At 69.6% G+C, this 19,548-nt stretch carries 17 protein-coding genes, 1 tRNA gene and 1 pseudogene; 8 read left to right on the forward strand and 11 right to left on the reverse strand.

Annotation, left to right across the window (positions count from 1 at the left end):
• Nucleotides 1-91: 91 nt before the first annotated feature.
• The gene (ilvA, locus tag QFZ29_RS11305; RefSeq protein WP_306894204.1) at nucleotides 92-1,339 is read right to left on the reverse strand and encodes a threonine ammonia-lyase; all 1,248 of its coding nucleotides are present in this window, start codon (nucleotides 1,337-1,339) and stop codon (nucleotides 92-94) included.
• On the reverse strand, nucleotides 1,336-2,568 hold the full coding sequence (locus tag QFZ29_RS11310) for an AI-2E family transporter (protein ID WP_306894205.1): 1,233 nt from the start codon (nucleotides 2,566-2,568) through the stop codon (nucleotides 1,336-1,338). Before QFZ29_RS11310 ends, ilvA begins: the two co-directional genes overlap by 4 nt.
• Before the next feature lie 102 nt (nucleotides 2,569-2,670).
• Between QFZ29_RS11310 and QFZ29_RS11315 the strand changes: the two genes are divergently transcribed.
• Nucleotides 2,671-3,894: a winged helix-turn-helix domain-containing protein gene (locus QFZ29_RS11315; RefSeq protein ID WP_306894206.1), complete on the forward strand. Its 1,224-nt coding sequence runs from the start codon at nucleotides 2,671-2,673 to the stop codon at nucleotides 3,892-3,894.
• Here the strand turns inward: QFZ29_RS11315 and QFZ29_RS11320 are convergent.
• Both QFZ29_RS11320 and QFZ29_RS11325 read right to left on the reverse strand, forming a co-directional pair.
• Complete coding sequence (locus QFZ29_RS11320) at nucleotides 3,891-4,763, reverse strand: M48 family metalloprotease (RefSeq protein ID WP_306894207.1); 873 nt, start codon at nucleotides 4,761-4,763, stop codon at nucleotides 3,891-3,893. The two genes, QFZ29_RS11315 and QFZ29_RS11320, sit on opposite strands and share 4 nt — an antisense overlap.
• A 9-nt stretch (nucleotides 4,764-4,772) precedes the next feature.
• Nucleotides 4,773-5,339, reverse strand: a complete 567-nt coding sequence (locus QFZ29_RS11325; protein WP_306894208.1) for a LemA family protein — start codon at nucleotides 5,337-5,339, stop codon at nucleotides 4,773-4,775.
• 141 nt (nucleotides 5,340-5,480) lie between these two features.
• Here QFZ29_RS11325 and QFZ29_RS11330 point away from each other — a divergent pair, with 141 nt between their 5' ends.
• The 3 genes and pseudogenes from QFZ29_RS11330 (at nucleotide 5,481) to QFZ29_RS11340 (ending at nucleotide 7,645) form a co-directional block, all read left to right on the forward strand.
• Nucleotides 5,481-6,107, forward strand: a complete 627-nt coding sequence (locus QFZ29_RS11330; protein ID WP_306894209.1) for a TetR/AcrR family transcriptional regulator — start codon at nucleotides 5,481-5,483, stop codon at nucleotides 6,105-6,107.
• Between the two features lie 32 nt (nucleotides 6,108-6,139).
• Nucleotides 6,140-6,911: pseudogene (locus QFZ29_RS11335) on the forward strand (ABC transporter ATP-binding protein).
• Nucleotides 6,911-7,645 (forward strand): ABC transporter permease, encoded by a 735-nt coding sequence (locus QFZ29_RS11340; protein WP_306894210.1) that lies wholly within the window; start codon nucleotides 6,911-6,913, stop codon nucleotides 7,643-7,645. Before QFZ29_RS11335 ends, QFZ29_RS11340 begins: the two are co-directional and overlap by 1 nt.
• A gap of 14 nt (nucleotides 7,646-7,659) precedes the next feature.
• Here the strand turns inward: QFZ29_RS11340 and QFZ29_RS11345 are convergent, their stop codons facing one another.
• The 4 genes from QFZ29_RS11345 to QFZ29_RS11360 are packed head-to-tail and all read right to left on the reverse strand — an operon-like array spanning nucleotide 7,660 to nucleotide 12,069.
• Nucleotides 7,660-8,973 carry a D-arabinono-1,4-lactone oxidase gene (locus tag QFZ29_RS11345; RefSeq protein WP_306894211.1) on the reverse strand — a complete coding sequence of 438 codons (1,314 nt, stop codon included), beginning with the start codon at nucleotides 8,971-8,973 and terminating at the stop codon, nucleotides 7,660-7,662.
• Entirely contained in the window at nucleotides 8,970-10,217 is a 1,248-nt protein-coding gene (locus QFZ29_RS11350; RefSeq protein WP_306894212.1) for an alanine racemase, read from the reverse strand. The genes QFZ29_RS11345 and QFZ29_RS11350 overlap by 4 nt, the downstream gene beginning before the upstream one ends.
• The gene (locus QFZ29_RS11355) at nucleotides 10,217-11,476 is read right to left on the reverse strand and encodes an MFS transporter (RefSeq protein WP_306894213.1); all 1,260 of its coding nucleotides are present in this window, start codon (nucleotides 11,474-11,476) and stop codon (nucleotides 10,217-10,219) included. Before QFZ29_RS11355 ends, QFZ29_RS11350 begins: the two co-directional genes overlap by 1 nt.
• Nucleotides 11,473-12,069 (reverse strand): TetR/AcrR family transcriptional regulator, encoded by a 597-nt coding sequence (locus QFZ29_RS11360; protein WP_306894214.1) that lies wholly within the window; start codon nucleotides 12,067-12,069, stop codon nucleotides 11,473-11,475. The genes QFZ29_RS11355 and QFZ29_RS11360 overlap by 4 nt, the downstream gene beginning before the upstream one ends.
• A 140-nt stretch (nucleotides 12,070-12,209) precedes the next feature.
• On the opposite strand from QFZ29_RS11360, the gene QFZ29_RS11365 reads away from it, so the two are divergent.
• Both QFZ29_RS11365 and QFZ29_RS11370 read left to right on the forward strand, forming a co-directional pair.
• Entirely contained in the window at nucleotides 12,210-13,136 is a 927-nt protein-coding gene (locus QFZ29_RS11365; RefSeq protein ID WP_306894215.1) for a Ppx/GppA phosphatase family protein, read from the forward strand.
• Nucleotides 13,137-13,341: 205 nt separating this feature from the next.
• A complete protein-coding gene (locus tag QFZ29_RS11370; protein WP_306894216.1) occupies nucleotides 13,342-14,730 on the forward strand; it encodes an FG-GAP repeat domain-containing protein in 1,389 nt (462 codons plus the stop codon).
• Here QFZ29_RS11370 and pdxR read toward each other — a convergent pair whose 3' ends face one another.
• Nucleotides 14,731-16,161: a MocR-like pyridoxine biosynthesis transcription factor PdxR gene (pdxR, locus tag QFZ29_RS11375; RefSeq protein WP_306894217.1), complete on the reverse strand. Its 1,431-nt coding sequence runs from the start codon at nucleotides 16,159-16,161 to the stop codon at nucleotides 14,731-14,733.
• Between the two features lie 66 nt (nucleotides 16,162-16,227).
• Here pdxR and QFZ29_RS11380 point away from each other — a divergent pair, with 66 nt between their 5' ends.
• Both QFZ29_RS11380 and QFZ29_RS11385 read left to right on the forward strand, forming a co-directional pair.
• A complete protein-coding gene (locus QFZ29_RS11380; protein WP_306894218.1) occupies nucleotides 16,228-17,178 on the forward strand; it encodes a DMT family transporter in 951 nt (316 codons plus the stop codon).
• Nucleotides 17,175-17,897, forward strand: a complete 723-nt coding sequence (locus tag QFZ29_RS11385; RefSeq protein ID WP_306894219.1) for a B3/B4 domain-containing protein — start codon at nucleotides 17,175-17,177, stop codon at nucleotides 17,895-17,897. Before QFZ29_RS11380 ends, QFZ29_RS11385 begins: the two co-directional genes overlap by 4 nt.
• 84 nt (nucleotides 17,898-17,981) lie before the next feature.
• Here QFZ29_RS11385 and QFZ29_RS11390 read toward each other — a convergent pair.
• Both QFZ29_RS11390 and QFZ29_RS11395 read right to left on the reverse strand, forming a co-directional pair.
• Nucleotides 17,982-18,055: transfer RNA gene (locus QFZ29_RS11390), tRNA-Leu, on the reverse strand.
• Between the two features lie 33 nt (nucleotides 18,056-18,088).
• The gene (locus tag QFZ29_RS11395) at nucleotides 18,089-19,546 is read right to left on the reverse strand and encodes an NAD(P)/FAD-dependent oxidoreductase (RefSeq protein ID WP_306894220.1); all 1,458 of its coding nucleotides are present in this window, start codon (nucleotides 19,544-19,546) and stop codon (nucleotides 18,089-18,091) included.
• Between the last annotated feature and the right edge of the window lie 2 nt (nucleotides 19,547-19,548).

Below are 19,548 nucleotides of genomic sequence, written 5' to 3' on the forward strand. Positions count from 1 at the left end.
GTTCGACCAACGGCCCCTTCGCTTCGCGGAGGGGCCGTTGTCGTTCAGCGTGTGTGTCGATCGTCAGCGCCTCAGACGACCGCTCGGCGCGTCAGTCGACGTCGACCTTCGGATCGTACCCGGCCCGCCGGAGGGTCTCGACGACGACCTCGCGGTGCACGGGCCCGCGTGTCTCGACTGAGAGCTTCAGTTCGACCTCGGAGATCTGCAGTCCGGACCCGTGACGCGTGTGCAGCACTTCGATGACGTTGGCGTTCGCCTCGGCGAGCAACTCGGCGACGCGCGCGAGTTGGCCTGGACGGTCGGGAAGCCCGACACGCAGCGAGAGGTAGCGATCGGAGGCCGACAGACCGTGCGCGATGACGCGTTGCATGAGCAGCGGGTCGATGTTGCCGCCGGAGAGGAGCGCGACGACGGGACCGTCGGATTTCACCGCACCCGTCATGATCGCCGCGACCGAGACCGCGCCCGCCGGTTCGACGACGAGCTTCGCGCGCTCGAGGAGAACGAGCAGGGCGCGGGCGATGTCGTCTTCGGAGACGGTGACGACCTCGTCGACCGCCTCCCGGATGATCTCGAAGTTCAATTCGCCGGGGCGGTATACCGCGATGCCGTCGGCGATCGTCGGCACGACGGGCACCTGCTGCGGCGAACCGGCCGCGAGCGAGGCGACGTAGGGAGCGGCGTTCTCGGCCTGCACACCGATGACGCGGATGACGCGGCCCTCACGGGCGGCCTGCTGCTTCACCGCGCTCGCGATGCCCGCCACGAGCCCGCCGCCGCCGACCGGCACGACGATCGTGGTGGCGTCGGGTGCCTGCTCGAGGATCTCGAGGCCGAGGGTCCCCTGTCCGGCGATGATGTCGGGATGGTCGAACGGCGGGATGAGCACCGCGCCGGTCTCGGCGGCATAGGCAGCGGCGGCCTCGAGCGCCTCGCCCACCGAGTCGCCGCGCAACACGACCTCGGCGCCGTAGTGCCTGGTCGCGTCGAGCTTCGGCAGGGCCACGCCCACCGGCATGAAGATCGTCGCGCGGATGCCGAGCTCACGCGCCGCGAACGCCACGCCTTGGGCGTGGTTGCCGGCGGAGGCTGCCACGACGCCGCGCTCGCGCTCGGCCTGGGTGAGCGCCGAGATGCGATGGTAGGCGCCGCGGAGCTTGTAGGAGCCCGTTCGCTGGAGGTTCTCGCACTTGAGGTAGACGGGCACGCCGAGCCGATCGCCGAGGAATCGCGAGGACTCCATCGGGGTCTGCCGGGCGACGCGCCCCACGACCTCGCGCGCATGCTCGAACTCGGCGAGGCTCGGCCCCGGAATGGTCGTGGTCAATTCGTTCATTCTCCTCGCGCATATCCGGGTCGTTGTGGCACGGTCCGCCAGAGCGGCGAGCGGGCGGCGATCGCCGGTGGCCCTGACTGGTCTTTCCAGGATCCGCCGGCGATATAGAGGATCATCACGTTGAGCACCGCGGCCACCGGCACGGCGAAGAGCGCACCCGGAATGCCCGCGAGCAGCGAACCGGTCGCGACCGCGAGCACGACACCGAGCGGATGCACCTTCACGGCGGTGCCCATGATGAGCGGCTGCAGCACGTGGCCCTCGACCTGCTGCACGAGCAGCACGATGCCGAGCATCACGAGCGCGATGACGGGACCGTTGTAGACGAGCGCGACGAAGATGGCGAGCGCGCCCGTGACGACGGCACCGACGAAGGGGACGAACGAGCCGAGGAAGACGAGGATCGCGATCGGCACCGCGAGGGGGAGACCGAGGAAGAAGGCGCCGAGGCCGATGCCGACGGCATCGATCGTCGCGACGAGGATCTGCACCCGAACGAAGTTGCCGAGCGTCGCCCAGCCCGATTGACCTGCTCCGTCGATCGCGGCGCGGGCGCGTCGCGGGAAGACGCCGACGACCCAGTTCCAGATGCCGCGCCCGTCGATGAGGATGAACAGGGTCGCGAAGAGCGCGAGCAGGAGTCCCGCGATGAAGTGGCCGAGGGTCGACCCCAGCGAGAGCGCACCGGTCAGCAGCACGCTGCCGTCTTCCTGCGCGGAGTTCACCACTTGGGCGACGAAGTCGTTCAGTTGCTGCTCGGTGATGTGGAAGGGCCCCTCGAGGAGCCAGACCCGGAAGTCATTCCATGCGATCACGGATTGCGCGGCGAGTTCGTCGGAGCCGCGCACGATCTGCGTGATGCCGAGCCAGAGCAGGCCGCCGACGACCGCGAGCGTCGTGAGCATCGCGGTGGTCACGGCGAGCCACTTCGGCCATCGGTGCCGCTGCATGAAGCCCACGAAGGGCACGAGCAGGGCGCCGATGAGCACCGCCACGAGAATCGGGATGATGATGAGCCGCAGCTGGATGATGAGGAACACGACGACCGCGAGCATCCCGCCGACGAGGAGCAGTCGCCACGACCACGCGGCAGCGAGCCGCATGCTGTAGGGAATGCCGTCGGCGACCTCGTGCACCGGTTGCGGATCGGCCTCGACCGGCGCCTCCCCCGGCTTGGCCTCGCGCCCGAGGCCTGCTCGCGAACGAGCCCGCCCCTTCGACTCCGTCATTGCTCCAGTCTAGGCACGGCACATGCACCGAACTGCATGGGCGGACGGATGTCGCATCAACGGCTCCTCGCGTGTCGGAGGCGCCGGATACAGTCGAGCATCATGGTCGACTCCGTCAGTCCCGCTCTCGCCCGGCGCATCGCGCTCGCGGCGCAGGGCTTCTCGCGCCCCCTGCCCGAGTCACCCGGCCTGCGCCAGGTCGGCGGGGTCGTCGATCGGCTCGGGCTCCTCCAGATCGATTCCGTGAACGTGTTCGAGCGCAGTCACTACCTCCCGGCGTTCAGCCGCATCGGCGACTACGACCGCGCGCTGCTCGATCGGCTGACCACCGGCGGTCGGGGCCGCATGATCGAATACTGGGCGCACCAGGCGGCATTCATCCCGCGTGAGCTGTGGCCGCTCTTCGAGTTCCGTCGCGCGGAATACCGGGAGAAGGGCAGTGACTGGGGCGGCTGGGTCACCGAGAACCGCACACTCGCCGAATGGCTCCGTGCCGAGCTCGCGGCGAACGGCCCGATGCGCGCGAGCGAGATCGAACATGACGCCAACGAGCGCCGGGGTCCATGGTGGGGCTGGTCCGACGTCAAGCGCACGCTCGAGATGATGTTCCGCACCGGCGAGGTCGTGTGCGTCGAACGCCGCCGCTTCGAGCGCGTGTACGCGCTGCCCGAGCAGGCGCTCTCTCCCGAACTCCTCGGCGAGCCACCCGCCCAGGACGATGCTGTCCGGCACCTGATCGAGCTCGCGGCATCCGCGCTCGGCATCGGCACCGAGGCCGACCTCGCCGACTACTGGCGCATGAAGCGGGCACCAGTGCGCGCGGCGATCCGCGAGCTCGAGGAGGCGGGGGTGCTCCTGCCCGTCGAGGTCCCCGGCTGGACGACCGGGGCGCGGCCCACGCCCACGTGGCTGCACCGCGACGCGAAGCGGCCCCGGCGCATCGACGCGGCCGCGGTGCTCTCGCCGTTCGACCCGGTCGTGTGGTTCCGGCCCCGCACCGAGCGGTTGTTCGACTTCCACTACCGCATCGAGATCTACGTGCCCGAGCCCGACCGCAAGTTCGGCTATTACTCGCTGCCCGTGCTCATCGACGACCGCGTCGTCGGCCGCGTCGATCTCAAGAGCGACCGCCAGGCGGGAGTGCTCCGCGTGCAATCGGCGTGGGCCGAGCCCGGCGCGCCGACCGAGACGGCGGCGCGGCTCGCCCCGGTGCTCCTGCGTGCGGCCTCTTGGCAGGGGCTCGACGAGGTCGCGGTGACCGGCCGCGGAGATCTCTCCCCCGCGCTCGATTCCGAACTCGCGACCGCCAGAGCGGGCGTCGCCTAGAAGGCGCCGCCCATGGTCTCGAGTCGCTTGATGCGATCGGCGATCGGCGGGTGGGTCGCGAACAGCCGGTCGATGACGCCGGGCCGCAGCGGGTCGGCGATCCAGAGGTGCGCCATCGAGGAGTTCTGCCGGCGCATCGGCCGGCCGTAGGCCCCGAGCTTCTCGAGGGCGCTCGCGAGGGCGTCGGGATGCCGCGTCGTCATCGCGCCCGTGGCGTCAGCCAGGTACTCGCGCTGTCGTGACACGGCGAGCTGCACGAGGCTCGCGACGAGGGGCGCGATGAGCATCGCGACGAGGCCGAAGATGAGCACGACGGGGTTCTGGTTGTTGCCGCGCCCGAAGAACGTCATGCGCACGAGCATGTCGGAGATGAACCCCACCGCCACCACGAGACCGAACACGACCATCGAGAGTCGGATGTCGTAGTTGCGCACGTGGCCGAGCTCATGGGCCATGACGCCCTCGAGCTCGGCGTCGTCCATGATCTCGAGCAGGCCCGTGGTCGCGGCGACGACTGCGTGCTCAGGGTCTCGACCGGTGGCGAACGCGTTGGGCGCGGGGTCGGAGATGACGTAGACCTTCGGCATCGGCGTGCCGGTGGTGATCGAGAGGTTCTCCACCGTTCGCCAGAGCCGCGGGTGGTCGGCCTTGCTCTTCAGCTCGATCGCGCCCGACATGGCGATGGCCTGCCGGTCGGCGGTGAAGTACTGGAACAGGGCGTACACCGTCGCAATGACGAGCGTCACGATGACGATCGTGATGTCGTTGTAGATCGCAGCCGCCAGCCACCCCAGCCCGCCGATGATGGCGAGGAAGAACAGGATGATGAAGAAGGTGTTGCGCTTGTTCTTGGCTATCGCTCGGTACATCGTCGTGCGTTAGAACTGGACGCGCGGGGGCTCTGCGATGGCGGCAGGCTCCGTGACCTCGAAGAAGTCGCGCTCGTGGAAGCCGAGGCCGCGCACGAACAGCGTGTTCGGGAACACCTTGATCTTCGTGTTGAGCTCGCGGACGCCGCCGTTGTAGAACCGGCGTGACGCCTGGATCTTGTCTTCGGTGTCGACCAGCTCGGACTGGAGCTGGAGGAAGTTCTGGCTCGCCTGCAACTGGGGGTAGGCCTCGGCGACGGCGAAGATCGACTTCAGTGCCTGCTGCATGTGATTCTCGGCCGCACCGGCCTCAGCCGGGCCCTGTGCCTGCAGCGTCTCGGCTCGCGCTCGCGTGACGTTCTCGAAGACGGCCTTCTCATGCGCCGCGTAGCCCTTGACCGCCTCGATGAGGTTGGGAATGAGGTCGGCACGCCGCTTCAGCTGCACCGTGATATCGCTCCAGGCCTCGTCGACGCGCACGTTGAGAGTGACGAGGGAGTTGTAGGTGGCCCACAGGTAGATGCCGGCGATCACCACGAGCGCAACGACGATGATGACGGGAATGAGCCATTCCATGGCACGGACTCCTAGCGCTCTGAGCGACGTATTGACGTATTCGGGTGTCTGATCATCCTACCGATCGCCCCTGTTCGCCCACCGTGCTTCCCATGAGACTCAGAGGAAGCGCGGGGCCTGCTCCGGGCGTAGGCTCAGGCTGTGGCCGAGGCACCTGCACCGCGTCGTCGCGGTCGTCCGAAGGCGGCCAATCGCGACGACACGAGAGCGCGCATCCTCGAGGCGGCGACCGCCGAATTCGGCGAGCACGGCTACGAGGCCGCCTCGGTGCGTGCGATCGCTCGCCGCGCCGGCGTCGACCCGGCACTCGTGCACCACTACTTCGAGGGCAAGTCCGCGCTCGTCGCCGAAGTCGTCGAGGTGCCGCTGCGCCCCGACCGGCTCGTGCGCGACGCGCTCGACGGCCCGGTCGACGAGCTGGGCGCTCGACTCGTGCGCGCTGTGCTCGGCGCCTGGGATTCCGCCGGGGTGCGTCCTGCCGCGGTCGCTGCGTTGCGCTCGGCGATCGGCCAGGGTCCGGTGGCACGGATGCTGCGCGAGTTCCTGCGGCGCGAGATCATGCACCGCATCGCGAGCCGGCTCGGTGACGACGACCGAGCCGACGCCGAGCTCCGCGCCGAGCTCGCGGCATCCCAGATCGTCGGAGTGATCATGGTGCGCTACGTGCTCGCCTTCGAGCCCGCCGCCTCCGTGAGCATCGACGAGCTCGTCGCGCGGGTCGGGCCGGCGGTGCAATGGCACCTGACCGGTCGTCCTCCTGGCACTTGACAGGCGGTTCGAGCAGGCGAAGAATTCAGCACATGATGAATAATGCGGATGCCGCCGCCGGTCCCGCGATCGTCGTGCGCGACCTGCACGTGCGTCGCGGCGGCACTCCCGTGCTCCACGGCTTGTCGCTCGACGTGCCGCGCGGCCGCATCGTGGGCCTCCTCGGGCCGAGCGGGAGCGGCAAGACGACGCTCATGCGCTCGCTCGTGGGCGTGCAGGTGGTGGACTCGGGCACGATCGAGGTGCTCGGGCTCCCCGGCCGGGTCGGCCGCGCTCCGCTCGCGCGTCGCCTACGTGACGCAGCAGGCGAGCGTGTACGACGATCTCACGGTGCGCCAGAACCTCGCGTTCTTCCGCCGGGTGCTCGGTGCTCCGGCATCCGACGTCGACAGCGTCATCGAGCGCACCGACCTCGGCTCCGTCGAAGGACGGCTCGCCGGATCGCTCTCGGGCGGGCAACGCGGCCGCGTCTCGCTCGCCGCCGCCCTGCTCGGCGCCCCCGAGGTGCTCGTGCTCGACGAGCCGACCGTCGGCCTCGACCCCGTGCTCCGCGTCGAGCTGTGGGAGCTCTTCCACCGGCTCGCCGAGGCCGGCGCGACGCTCCTCGTCTCGAGCCACGTGATGGACGAGGCGAGACGCTGCGACCGGCTGCTCCTCATGCGCGACGGCGCGCTCCTCGCCGACGACACCGTGCCCGGCGTGCTCGAGGCCACCGGTACCGACGACGTCGAGACGGCGTTCCTCCGCCTCATCGAGCGCGGCGTGCCCGACCTGCATCCCGAGACCGGGTCGGAGGTGGCGTGATGACGCTCTCGCGCACGTTCGCCACCGCGGGTCGCGTGCTCACGCAGATCCGGCACGACCCGCGCACGATCGGCCTCCTGCTCGTGGTGCCGAGCCTGCTCATCGGCCTCGTCGCGTGGATCTTCACCGACACCGACCTCTTCGCCGACATCGGGCCCGCGATGATCGCCCTCTTCCCGTTCATCGTCATGTTCCTCGTGACGAGCATCGCCACGCTGCGCGAGCGGCGGAGCGGCACGCTCGAGCGATTGTTCTCGATGCCGCTCGGCAAGGGCGACTTCATCCTCGGCTACGCGCTCGCGTTCGGCCTCCTCGCGATCTTCCAGACGGCGATCGCGGTGTCGTTCGCGGTCTGGGTGTGCGGTCTCGAGATCGAAGGGACGATCTGGCTCCTCTTCGCGGTCGCGGTCGCCGACGCCCTGCTCGGCACGGCGCTCGGCCTGCTCGCGAGCGCGTTCGCGCGTTCAGAGTTCCAGGTTGTGCAGTTCCTGCCGCTCCTCGTCTTTCCGCAAGTGCTGCTCGGTGGCATCTTCATCCCCCGCGACCAGTTGCCCGAGGCGCTCGAGGCGATCAGCGAGTGGCTTCCGCTCAGCTTCGCGATCGACGCGCTCACGGCGGTGGCCGACGGTTCGGAAGACACCGAGTGGATCATGGCGAAGCTCCTCGTGATCGGCGCGTGGATCATCGGTTCGATCGTGCTCGGGTCGGTCACGCTGCGCCGGCGCACGCCCTGACGCGGAGGCGTGACCTACGCGCCGAGCACGCGCTCGAGGTAGGGATTTGCGAAGCGCCGCTCGGGATCGAGCTCCTCGCGCACCAGCAGGAAGTCGTCGAACCGCGGGTACACCTCGCGCAACTGCGCCGCCGTGCGCGAGTGCAGCTTGCCCCAGTGCGGCCGCCCGCCGAAGCCGACCATGATCTGCTCCACGGCGGCGAAGTACTCGCCTGGGTCCTCGCGGAAGTACCGGTGCACGGCGAGATAGCCGGTGTCTCGGCCGTACGCCGTCGAGAGCCAGTTGTCGTCGGATGCCGCCGCACGCACTTCGATCGGGAAGCTGATGCGCCAGCCGCGCCGTTCGATGAGGGCTCGCACCTCGCGAAGCGCCTCGGGCACGACCTCGAGCGGAACCGCGTACTCCATCTCACGGAAGCGAACCGTCCGATTCGTGGTGAACACCGCGGGCGAGAAGTCGGTGAAGTCCCGGTCACCCGTGACCTTGTCGAGCTTCCGGGCGAAGAACGGCGTGGTGGCCGGCGCGGCCACGCCGAGCCCGCAGATCGCACGATAGGCGCCGTTTGCGAGGAGCTCGTCGTCGACCCACCGTGCCAGGCGCCCGCGCGGCTTCCTCGGCGCATCGCCGGGCAGACGCGTGTTCGTCTTCGCGAGCGCCGTGTCGGTGTGCGGGAACCAGTACAGGTCGAAGTGGTCGGCTCGACGCACCCGATCGAGCCACCCCTCGAGCACCGCGTCGAGCGGTTCGGGCCTCTCGACCGCGTGCAGCACGAACCGCGGCACGAGTTGCAGGGTCATCTCGACGAGCACGCCGAGGGCGCCGAGTCCCAGTCGCACGGCGGGCAGGAGCTCGGGCCGTTCGGTCTCGCTCACGGTGACGAGTTCCCCCGCACCGTCGACGAGCTTCGCGCCGACGATCTGCGTCGCGAGACCGCCGAAGGCGAGCCCGGTGCCGTGGGTACCCGTCGAGGTGGCACCGGCGATCGTCTGCTTGTCGATGTCGCCCATGTTGGGCAGCGCGAGCCCATAGGGTGCGAGCAGGCGAGGCAGTTCGTGGAGCCGGGTGCCGGCGGCGAGCGTGACGCGGCCGGTCGCGACATCCGCGTCGATCACTCCCGAGAGGTCGGTGAGGTCGAGCTGCACATCGGGGGCGACGGCGATGCCCGTGAAGCTGTGGCCTGAGCCCACGGGCTTCACCCGGAGACCGGATGCCGCGGCGGCGGCCACGGCTCGCTGCACGGCGCCGGCCGTGGCCGGTCGCTCCACGCGCTTCGGACGCACCGACTCGGTGCGGGCCCAATTGCGCCACACCGCTCCGCTCGCGGTCACAGGAACGCCTTGCCCTCTCCCCGGTAGGTCGGGATCGTCTCGACGACCGCACCGCCGTCGACCACGGCGAACTCGTTCAGGTGCTCCGAGAGCTCGCCCGACTTCGTGTGCCGGAACCAGACCCGGTCGCCGGCTTCGAGTCGGGCCGCAGCTCGACCGGTGACCGGGGTCTGCACCTCGCCTGCCGACTCGCGCGCGACCATCGAGAGCCCCTCGGGCCACACGATGCGAGGAACACGGTCGGCCGCGGGCGGTCCCGAGGCGATCCAGCCGCCGCCGAGGATCGTCGCGTGCGCGGGGCTCGGCGAGCGCACCACGTCGAGCGCGAAGGCCGCAGCGGGGGCTGGCGTGAAGTGCGCGTAGCCGTCGAAGAGGTGCCCGCCGAAGAGGCCGGAACCCGCGGCGACCTCGGTGATCGACGGGTCGGCCGACGTGAGCTCGAGCGAGCCCGTGCCACCGCCGTTCACGAACTCGAGCTCGGCGTGCCGGCGCACGGCCGCGACGGCGCGCGCGCGGCGCTCGACGAGCTCGGGCATCGATCGGGACTGCATCCAGCGGTTCAGCGCCGCGTCGATCGGTCGACCTTCGGGCTGGTTCACGACTCCCGCGATCTGGGCCTCGTACGACATCATGCCGACGAGCGCGAACCCGGGCCGTTTCGCGATGTAGGCAGCGAGCGCGCCCGCGTCGGCGGGGTCGTGCACGGGCGATCGACGTACGCCGAGGTGGCCGAGCACGGGCGCATCCCACGAGGCGTCGAGCTCGAGGCACACCCGGATCGTCTCGCGCCGCCCGGGCGGCAGCACCGAGTCGATGAGGTCGAGCTGCGCTGGCGAGTCGACCATGAGGGTGATGCGGCTCGCCAGGGCAGGGTCGGTCGACAGTCGAAGGATGCCGCCGCGCTCCGCGGTCGGGTAGCCGACCACGAGGTCGTCGACCGAATCGGCGAGCCACAGCGCCTCGGCGAGCGTGTAGGCGAGCACCCCCCGGTAGCCGGGCATCTCGAGCAGCGCCTCGATGACGCTGCGCACGCGCACCGATTTCGACGCGATGCGGATGGGGGTACCGTTCGCGCGGCGCACCATGTCGAGCCCGTTGTGCCGCAGCGCCCTGAGGTGGAGGGCGCCGACGGGAGCATCGAGGTGCGCCGTCGCGGCGGTGAGGGCCGGCCAGTGCCGTTCTGGAGTGAGCCAGCTCGCGGCATCCGTCGCCGGATTACCCGTGAGGCGCAGTTCGAGGCTCATCAGCGCACGCTCCGCACGCGAGAGACGGCGAGCGCGCCGCCGAAGGCGAAGATCGCGCCGAGCACGAACACGAGCGTGAACGAGCCCGTCGCGAGCACGGCGAACGCGCCGAGCAATGGACCGATCGACTGGGGAACGGCCGAAGCGATGTTCATGATGCCGAGGTCTTTGCCGCGCGACGCCGGGTCGGGCAGCACCTGGGTGGCGAGCGCCTGGTCGACCGAGAGGAAGCAGCCGTATCCGAGGCCGAGGAGCCCCGCGGCGATCATCGCGACGGTGAAGTCGGGCAGGATCGCGAGCAGGAGCGCCGCGACGCCCTGCAGCCCGGCCGCCACGAACACGAACACGCGGCGGCGCCCGAGTCGGTCGGAGAGGCGGCCGAGGGTGAGCGAGGCGATGATGACGAACACCATGTAGATGAGCGTGAGGATGATGAGGTCGGCCTCGGCGTTCTCGTCGCCCAGACCGAACATCAGGAAGTACAGCAGCAGGCTCGTGCCGAGGGCGTTGCCGATCGAGACGAGCACTCGGCTGAGCAGCGTCCAGCCGAAGTCGGGATACTGCCTCGGGCTGATCCACAGGCTCGCGAGGATGCTGCGGGCCGACACGCGGGCTCGCTCGACCGCCGCGAGCGGCTGGTCGTGGCGCCGCAGGAACGGCACCACGAGCACGAGGAGCACCACCGCGAGCACGGCGTAGCCCGCCGCCGTGCCCGGCACGAGTTCGGTCACGATCACGAGGCCCACGATGATGCCCACCGCCTGCGGCGCCGACATCCAGCCCGAGACGAAGCCGCGCTGGCCGACCGCCACCTGGTCGGAGATCGTCGCCGTGAGCGCGGCCGTCATGATGCAGAAGCCGACGGTCGCCGCGATCCACGCGGCCCCGATCGTCCACAGCTCGGTCTGGAAGCCGAGCGCGACGAGCGAGAACGCGAACACGAGCGCGCCGATCGCGATCCACGGGCGCCTGCGACCGAACCGCGACGTCGTGCGGTCGGAGAGCGCACCGGTGAGCGGATACGCGACGATCACGAAGAGCGAGGCGATGCCCGAGATGACGCCGAACGCCATCACGCTGTCGACCCAGTCGTCGGGATGCAGCTGCGCATCGATCTGTGCGGGCAGCAGCAATTGCACGGGCGTGAGCTGCGCCATCCAGATGCCGAGCCAGGAGCCCGCGAACGCCGCGATCCAGCCCCGTGAGACCCGCCGGGTCGGTTCGCCGAGTGCAGAGGGAGCTGTGTCGACGGTCGTCATCGCGGTTCGGCCATTCTCGAGAGGGCGTCGGCGGCGGCGTGCGCGACCGCTCGTGCTGCATCGTCGTCGCGGTCGACGAGCCACGTCAGGGTGAGTCCGTCGGTGAAGGCCACGAGTACGCGGGCCACCTGTTCCACGGGCCGGTCCCACGTGGTCCCGGCGTGGCTCGCGGCGACCTCGAGCGAGTGCGCCGCGAGCTCGGCGTACCGTGCGTATTGCGCGACGGCGAGCGGATGCCGCTCGGGCGACCGCAGCGCGTGCTGCGTGAGCTCGAGCATCGCCTGCTCATGCTCGGGATCGGCACGCAAGTGATCGACGTAGCGCAGCAGTCCTGCCTCGAGGATCTCGCGCAGGTCTCCGTCCGGCACGGGCTCGGGGAGCACGGAGTGCTGCTCGCGAGCGACGACCGTGGTGATGAGTTCGTCGATGAGCTCGTCACGTGATTCGAACGCGTAGTGGAAGCTCGCGAGCGACATGCCCGCCTCGGCGACGATCGCCCGCGTCGTGGCCTGTGCGATGCCGCGGCGGGAGACCACGCGCAAGGCGGCTTCGACGAGTGCGCTGCGGCGCTCGGGAGCGGGGATGCGGCCCACGCGACTCCTCTCGACGCCATCGCCGACCGAAGTGGGACGGTCGTCCCAGTCGCACCAGTATGCACCAAAGTCCCGCTGGGCGCACCGGTCGTCGGCGCCGGCTGCGCGCCACGTCTTCGTCGGCCCGCTACGCTCGCAACATGCGTCTCGGGGTTCTCGATGTCGGTTCCAACACCGTGCACCTGCTCGTCGTCGATGCACATCCCGGCGCTCGTCCGATCCCCGCGGCGTCGCACAAGTCGGTGCTGCGGCTCATGCGCTACCTCGACGACGACGGCGCGATCAGCGAGCAGGGCGTCGAGGCGATCGTCACCGCCGTCAGCGACGCTGCCCGGGTGGCCCGCAAGTCGGGTATCGACGAGATGCTCGCGTTCGCGACATCCGCGATCCGCGAGGCGGCCAACGGCGCGGCGGTGCTGGCCCGCATCGAGGAGGCAGCAGGCATCCACCTCACGGTGCTCAGCGGCTCCGACGAGGCGCGCCTCACGTTCCTTGCGGTGCGACGCTGGTACGGCTGGTCGGCCGGACGGGTGCTCCTCTTCGACATCGGAGGCGGGTCGCTCGAGATCGCGCACGGGGGCGACGAGATCCCGGATGTCGCACACTCGGTGCCGCTCGGCGCCGGCCGCTCGACGATCGAGTTCCTGCCCGACGACCCGCCCACCGAGAAGCAGGTCGAACGACTCCGCAAGCATGCCCGCGGCCTGCTCTCCGAGACCCTCCACGACATCGGCGGCATTCCCGAAGCCGACCATGTCGTGGGCTCGTCCAAGACGATCCGTTCACTCGCGAAGCTCGCCGGAAGCACAGAGGAAGGCGTCGGAGCTGAGGAGCGCAGCATCCTGAAGCTCTCGGCCCTCGATGACTGGATCCCGCGACTGGCACGCATCCCCGCCGACGCGCGTCCGGCACTGCCCGGCATCACCGAGGACCGCACGTTCCAGATCGTCGCAGGCGCCATCGTGCTCTCCGAGACGATGCGCGCCTTCAAGGCGAAAGTGCTCGAAGTCTCGCCGTGGGCGCTCCGCGAGGGGCTGATCCTGCGCCGACTGGACCGGCTCACGTAGTCGGGGCCATCGAAGGCGACAAGTTTGGCCGCCAAGCCAGGCGAACGCAAGTCGGCACTTTGCATGACATGACGTGACGTCGCGATCAACGTAGGTTGCTCATCACGGGCCAACCAGCCGGATCGCACCGAGAAGTCATATGGGCAACACCGCTACACCACAATCACGGAGCCTTCCGAGTCGTCGACGATGGCTGCGAAGGCTGTTGCTGGGAGCACTCGGGGCGGCGATCATCTGCACGACGACGATCTTCCCCGGTCAACCGGAGCAGGCGCGGGCGGTCTCCGGCAATCCCCAGGTCCTGGCGCAGACGCTCATGCACGCCCGTGCACAGGGGCGCTTCGATTCCATCTCGTATGGAGTGGTGTCCCAGATCATCGCACCGGTCGCGCGTGGCGAGGCTCCCGCAGCCGGGTGCCGCCTCGACATCCGGGTGTTCCAGATCCTGGTGCTGACGCTGAACGAGTACGGTTCGCTCTTCATCAGCGACCTGCTCCGATCGTGTCCCGGCGTGCTGCAGGACCCGCCCTGCCCGACAAGCTACACGTCCCCGCACTGTTCCGACCCCGGACGGGCCGTCGACTTCGTCCGCGTCGGAGGCACGCGCATCACGGGCGGCTCCGGGTCCATCCCGTTCCTGAGGTTCCTCGACTCCATCGTTCCCCGGGGCACCCAAGCCGGTCAGTCGGGGTGTGGCAGTTCGATCTCGCTGGAGTACATCACGAGTCGATTCGCCGATTCATGCGACCACCTCCATCTGGCGATACCGACGAGTGGCGCCGTCAGGGATGGGTCGACTCCAGACAGCGTGCTCGCGAAGCTCGCGATCGGCACCGCGGACTTCAACGGCGACGGATCGTCTGACGTCTTCCGAATCGTCACGACCGGGACCCTCTCCTACTACCAGGGCGACGGTCAGGGCTCGTGGCTGTCGCTCGCGGGAATCTCGATCGGCAGCTCGTGGGATGGGATGGAGAAGGTCGTCGCACCCGGAGACTTCAGCGGTGATGGAGCGTCCGACCTCATCGGCATCACGACCGACGGAACGATGCGCATCTACCCGGGCAACGCTGCGGGCGGCTGGGCGAACGCCGGCGGAACCGTCATCGGGAACGGGTGGAACGTGTTCACGTCCGTGTTCTCACCCGGCGACTTCAACGGAGACCGGCGCGTGGACATCATCGGAGTGAGGCCGGACGGGATGATGTCGTTGTACTCCGGCAATGGCTCGGGTGGATGGACGTCACCGACCGGACAGATGATCGGTTCGGGCTGGGGTCACTTCACCAAGGTCCTCAGCCCGGGCGATTTCAGCGGCGACGCGAAAGCCGACGTGCTCGCGGTCACCCCGGCAGGCGCACTCCGCCTGTACACCGGCAACGGCTCGGGGAGCTGGGCTGACCCGCGCGGCGTCCTCATCGGGTCGGAATGGGACCAGTTCATCACCTTGACGAGCTCTGGAGACTTCACCGGTGATGGAGCCGCAGACGTCCTCGGGATCACCGAGAGCGGTGTGCTCCGTCTCTACCGCGGCAACGGCGCCGGCGGCTGGGGAACTCACTCCGGGGATCAGATCGGAACCGGTTGGCACTGATCAGCCGGTCGTGCGACCCGCGACGACTCGAGCGATGGCGCTGATCGCGGTCTGAAGTCGCGCCGGATGGTGGCCGGCGTAGTTGATGATGAGCCCGGGTGCGCCCGAACCTGCGTAATGCCTGCTCAGGGGCTGGACGATGACGCCCTCGGCACGGGCATCGGCTGCGACGTGTTCGTCGTCGAGCTGCTCGGGGAGTCTCACGACGAGGTGAAGACCCGCCGCAACGCCTCCGATGTGCAGGGCTGGGATCGACTCGCGGATGGCCGTGACCGCCGCGTCGCGCCGCACCCGGTGCCGGCTGCGCATGACGCGCAGGTGTCGTTCGAGTGTGCCGTTCGCGAGGAGGAGCGCGAGCGTCAGTTGCGGCAATGCCGGAGAGCCGAGGTCGGTGGCCCAGCGCAACTCGACGAGCTCCCGGTGGAGGTGCGCCGGCGGCACGAGCCAGCCGAGTCGCAGTGCCGGGGCGAGGGTCTTGGACAGGCTCGCGGTGTAGGCGACCGCGTCGGGAGCGAGCGGCTGCACGGCACGGACCGGCCTGCGATCGTAGCGGTACTCGGCGTCGTAGTCGTCTTCGATGATCAGGTTCTCGCCGTCGCGCGTCCAGGCGACCAGCTCACGCCGCCGGTCCGGCGAAAGCACGACTCCGGTGGGGTATTGGTGCGCCGGGGTCACGAGCACCGCGTGCGCGCCTGATTCGGCGAGCGATCGCGTTTCGATCCCGTCGTCGTCGACGGGCACGGGGCTGACGTCGGGCATCCAGTAGTGCAGGATTCGTCGGCTCCCCTCGGCGCTCGGATCCTCGACGGCGACGGTGGTGTGGCCGTTGGTGCGCAGGACCTGCGCGAGCAGGCTGACCGCCCCGGTCACGCCGGCCGTGACGATGATGCGATCCGGAGGCGCCGTGACGCCGCGTGAACGGCTGAGCCATCCGCTCAGCTCCCGCCTGAGCTCCTCGACACCCTCGGGCCTCCCATACCCGAGCTGACGCGTGGTGGCAGTCGACAGCGCCTCGTTCTCTGCGCGCAACCAGGCGGTCCGCGGGAACGACGCGAGGTCGGGCAACCCTGCAGCCAGGTCGATGACGTCGAGGCTGCGGGGCGCGTCGATTCCGGCCGAACCGCTTCTGTCCTCGGCGTGCCGTACGTGCCCGGATGCTGCCGGCGGGTGCTGCGCCTGCGCGACGACGATCGTGCCGGCGCGCGCGTTCCCATCGATGAGCCCCTCCTCGGTGAGCCGCCGGTACGCCTCGACCACCGTGCCGCGCGAGAACCTCAGGTCGGCTGCGAGAACCCGTGTCGGCGGCAGCCGAGAGCCGGTCACCAGCACGTGACCGAGCACCGCCTCGCGGATGCGGGCCGTGAGCCAGTCGGTCCGCGCACCTCGTGCCACTTGCCGGGGATCGAGTTGGAGGAAGTCCGAGCCATCCATTGGACCAATGTACTGCGTGGGCTTTGGCTCTATGGAGAGGGCCATCGCTCCAGCACGCTGGAATGCATGAGGTCTGTCGCTGCATCCGAACCGTCCCTTCGGCTCGGGCTGTGGTGGGGCGCGTGGCCGGGTCTGGCCGGGATGGTGCTGCTCGGCAGCAGCGTCGCCGTCATCGACGCGACGCAGCACCTCCCCGTGCTCGGCGTGCAAGCGGCTCGCTATGCCGTCGCGGCGGTCGCCCTCGTGGTCATGGCACGCGCCTTCGGCATCCGGCTCGTGCTTCCTCGACGTGGCGACATCGGCTGGGTCATCGGTGGTGCGATGTCGGGGCTGGTGGCCTTCAACCTCGCGACGATCGTCGGGACCCGCCATGCCGAGCCGGGCCTGCTCGGAGCGGCGGTCGCCTGCATCCCCGTCGCGCTCGCGGTCGCCGGACCGCTCAGCCAGCGCCGGCGACCCTCGCCCCGCGTGATGACGGGCGCGATCATCGTCAGCATCGGCGCCGTCGCCGTCACCGGTTGGGGACGAGGCGACGTGATCGGCATCCTGATGGCCGCCGCGCTCATCGCGTGCGAGACGGGCTTCACGCTCCTGGGAGCCCGCGCCCTTCCGCGCATGGGACCGTGGAGCTACTCGGCCGCCACCGCGGTGGTCGCCGCGATCATCTTCGCGGTGCTCGCCGCGATCATCGAACGGACAACCCCTGCGTCGTTCGCCGAGCCCGCGACCGTGGCCGCGATCCTCTACCTCGGTGCGGTCGCAACCGCGGTCGCGTTCGTGCTCTGGTTCACCGGCGTCCAGCGTCTTGGCCCGGGAACTGTCGGACTCTGTGCCGGCATCGCGGCCCCGGCGGCCGCGCTCATCGCATCCCTCCTCGGAGCGCCGCTGCCGTCGTTCGGGGCCTGGCTCGGCATGGCCGTCATCGCCGTCGGCCTCGTCATCGGGTTCCTGCCGTGGTCACGCCGCCCGTTCTTCCCGACATCCCGTCGCGACCAGCTCATCGAGAGGAACACATGACGAGACAGTTCACACATTCCGAGCACGTGTGGCAGCGGTTCCCCCGTCTGGCCGCAGCATCCCTCATCGTCGAGGCTGTCCACCATGACGTCGAGGTCGAGGACGCGGTCGATGGATACCTCACCGCTGCCTGCGAACGCGCTGCCGGCATGCCCGAGAGCGAGCTCGCCGCGATCCGGGCCTGGCGCCGCGCCTATGCGCAGATGGGACTCAAACCCACGCAGTTCCGAAGTGCAGCCGAGTCGCTGCTCCGCCGGCTTCGCACCCACGGCGAACTGCCGCGGATGCATCCGCTCGTCGACCTCTGCAATGCGGTCTCCGCAGCGCACGCCATTCCGATCGCCGTGCTCGACCTGGACCGCGTCGACGGAGACCTCACCGTAGGTCCCGCAACTGGCGTCGAGACGTACGTCACGTTCTCGGGAGAGATCGAGCACCCGGCCGCCGGCGAGATCGTCTACGCCGACCGCGCGGGATACGCCCACTCACGACGCTGGGTCACCCGCCAGAGCGGCCGCTCGGCCATCGGCCCGAGAACCACACGCGCACTCATCGTCGCCGAGGCCGTTCACGACTCCGCGGAAGCGGATGTCGACCGCGTGCTCAGCGCCCTCACCGAAGAGATCGCGGCCCACTGGGGCACCACCCCGTTGCATCGGCGACTCTCGAAGGGTGATCCGGGGATCGCGCTCGATGCCGGGGTCGCGGAACACGGCTAGCCGGCCGCCTGGTGCGCGTGGGGCCCTGCGTGGCAGCGGCTCGACCGGCTCGGCTGGATCGGCGAACCGCGCCAGCGCTGACGGTGCTCCCGCTGGGACTCGAACCCAGACTAGGGCGAGTTTAAGTCGCCTGCCTCTGCCGATTGGGCTACGGGAGCGCGGCGCCGCACGATGCGGCGCCGCGATCCACACTACTTCGCGGCGACGGGTTCCGCCTGGGCCTTGGCGTCGGCCTTCGACCCGGCCTTCTCGTTCGCCGGCTTCGCAGCACCATTCTTCGAACCGGATGACGCGATCTGGCCGGTCGGCGCCGGTGCAGCCGCGGCCGGCGGCTTCGGACGAGCGGCGAACTGCTCGAACTGCGCGCGCGGCGACTGCACCGCGGAGAGCGAGACGATGTCGCGGCCGAGCCAGAAGTTGTTCCACCAGCCCCAGAACACGCGGAACTTGCGCTCCCAGCTGGGCATCGCGAGGCCGTGGTAGCCGCGGTGCGCGAACCAGGCGATGAGGCCCTTCAGCGCGATCTTGCCCGACTGGAACACGCCCGAGCCGATGCCGAGACCGGCGACCGCACCGAGGTTCTTGTGGAAGTACTCCTTCGGCTCCTCACCACGGAGCACGGCGACGATGTTCTTCGCGAGCAGCTTGCCCTGGCGCACCGCGTGCTGTGCGTTCGGCACGCAGTACCCGCCGACACCGCCGCCCGTGAGGTCGGGGACCGCGGCGATGTCGCCGGCTGCCCACGCGTCGGGCACGAAGTCGTCCTCGTCGCCGATGCGGAGGTCGGCGCGGGCCTTGAGCCGGCCGCGCTCCTCGACGGGGAGGTCGCTCGAGCGCACGATGGCCGGATTGGCCATGACGCCCGCGGTCCAGACGATGAGGTCGGACTCGAAGGACTCGCCGGTGGAGAGTTCGATGACGCCGTCGACGGCGCTCGAGAGCTGGGTGTCGAGGTGGATCTCGGCGCCGCGCTGCGCGAGGTGCTTGATGACCCAGTGGCTCGTCTCGAGCGACACCTCGGGCATGATGCGGCCCATCGCCTCGATGAGGTGGAAGTGCGTCTCGTCGAAGGTGAGCTGCGGGTAGTACTCGAGCAGCGCGCTCGCGAAGGAGCGGAGCTCGCCGAAGACCTCGATGCCGGCGAAGCCGCCGCCGACCACCACGAACGTGAGCAGGCGCTCGCGCTCGGGGCCGGGCGGGAGGTTCGACGCCTTGTCGAAGTTCGTCAGCACGCGGTCGCGGATCGCGACGGCCTCTTCGATCGACTTCAGGCCGATCGCGTTCTCGGCGATGCCCGGGATCGGGAAGGTGCGCGAGACCGCGCCACCCGTGACCACGATGACGTCGTACTCGAATTCCCACGGCTCACCGAGCTCGGGCGTGATCGTGGCGGTCTTCGCGGCGTGGTCGATGCGAGTGACCTTCGCCGTCACGACGCTCGTCTTCTTGAGGTGACGGCGCTGCGACACCACGGAATGCCGCGGCTCGATGGAACCTGCGGCGACCTCGGGGAGGAACGGCTGGTACGTCATGTACGGGAGCGGGTCGACGATCGTGACCTCAGCTTCGCCGGGGCGCAGCCACTTCTCGAGCTTCCACGCTGTGTAGAACCCCGCATAGCCGCCGCCGACGATCAAAATCTTGGGCACGG

Origin of the sequence: Agromyces albus, from assembly GCF_030815405.1 — a bacterium.
In the GTDB taxonomy this organism is placed as follows: Bacteria; Actinomycetota; Actinomycetes; order Actinomycetales; family Microbacteriaceae; genus Agromyces; species Agromyces albus_A.

What these genes read in the sequence shown, in the direction of transcription:
- QFZ29_RS11350 (WP_306894212.1), bottom strand. Translation starts at nt 10,217, where the DNA reads ATGAGCCTCGAACTGCGCCTCACGGGTAATCCGGCGACGGATGCCGCG.
- QFZ29_RS11385 (WP_306894219.1), top strand. Translation starts at nt 17,175, where the DNA reads ATGACGAGACAGTTCACACATTCCGAGCACGTGTGGCAGCGGTTCCCC.
- QFZ29_RS11380 (WP_306894218.1), top strand. Translation starts at nt 16,228, where the DNA reads ATGAGGTCTGTCGCTGCATCCGAACCGTCCCTTCGGCTCGGGCTGTGG.
- QFZ29_RS11365 (WP_306894215.1), top strand. Translation starts at nt 12,210, where the DNA reads ATGCGTCTCGGGGTTCTCGATGTCGGTTCCAACACCGTGCACCTGCTC.
- ilvA (WP_306894204.1), bottom strand. Translation starts at nt 1,339, where the DNA reads ATGAACGAATTGACCACGACCATTCCGGGGCCGAGCCTCGCCGAGTTC.
- QFZ29_RS11315 (WP_306894206.1), top strand. Translation starts at nt 2,671, where the DNA reads ATGGTCGACTCCGTCAGTCCCGCTCTCGCCCGGCGCATCGCGCTCGCG.
- QFZ29_RS11325 (WP_306894208.1), bottom strand. Translation starts at nt 5,339, where the DNA reads ATGGAATGGCTCATTCCCGTCATCATCGTCGTTGCGCTCGTGGTGATC.
- QFZ29_RS11340 (WP_306894210.1), top strand. Translation starts at nt 6,911, where the DNA reads ATGACGCTCTCGCGCACGTTCGCCACCGCGGGTCGCGTGCTCACGCAG.
- QFZ29_RS11355 (WP_306894213.1), bottom strand. Translation starts at nt 11,476, where the DNA reads ATGACGACCGTCGACACAGCTCCCTCTGCACTCGGCGAACCGACCCGG.
- pdxR (WP_306894217.1), bottom strand. Translation starts at nt 16,161, where the DNA reads ATGGATGGCTCGGACTTCCTCCAACTCGATCCCCGGCAAGTGGCACGA.
- QFZ29_RS11310 (WP_306894205.1), bottom strand. Translation starts at nt 2,568, where the DNA reads ATGACGGAGTCGAAGGGGCGGGCTCGTTCGCGAGCAGGCCTCGGGCGC.
- QFZ29_RS11320 (WP_306894207.1), bottom strand. Translation starts at nt 4,763, where the DNA reads ATGTACCGAGCGATAGCCAAGAACAAGCGCAACACCTTCTTCATCATC.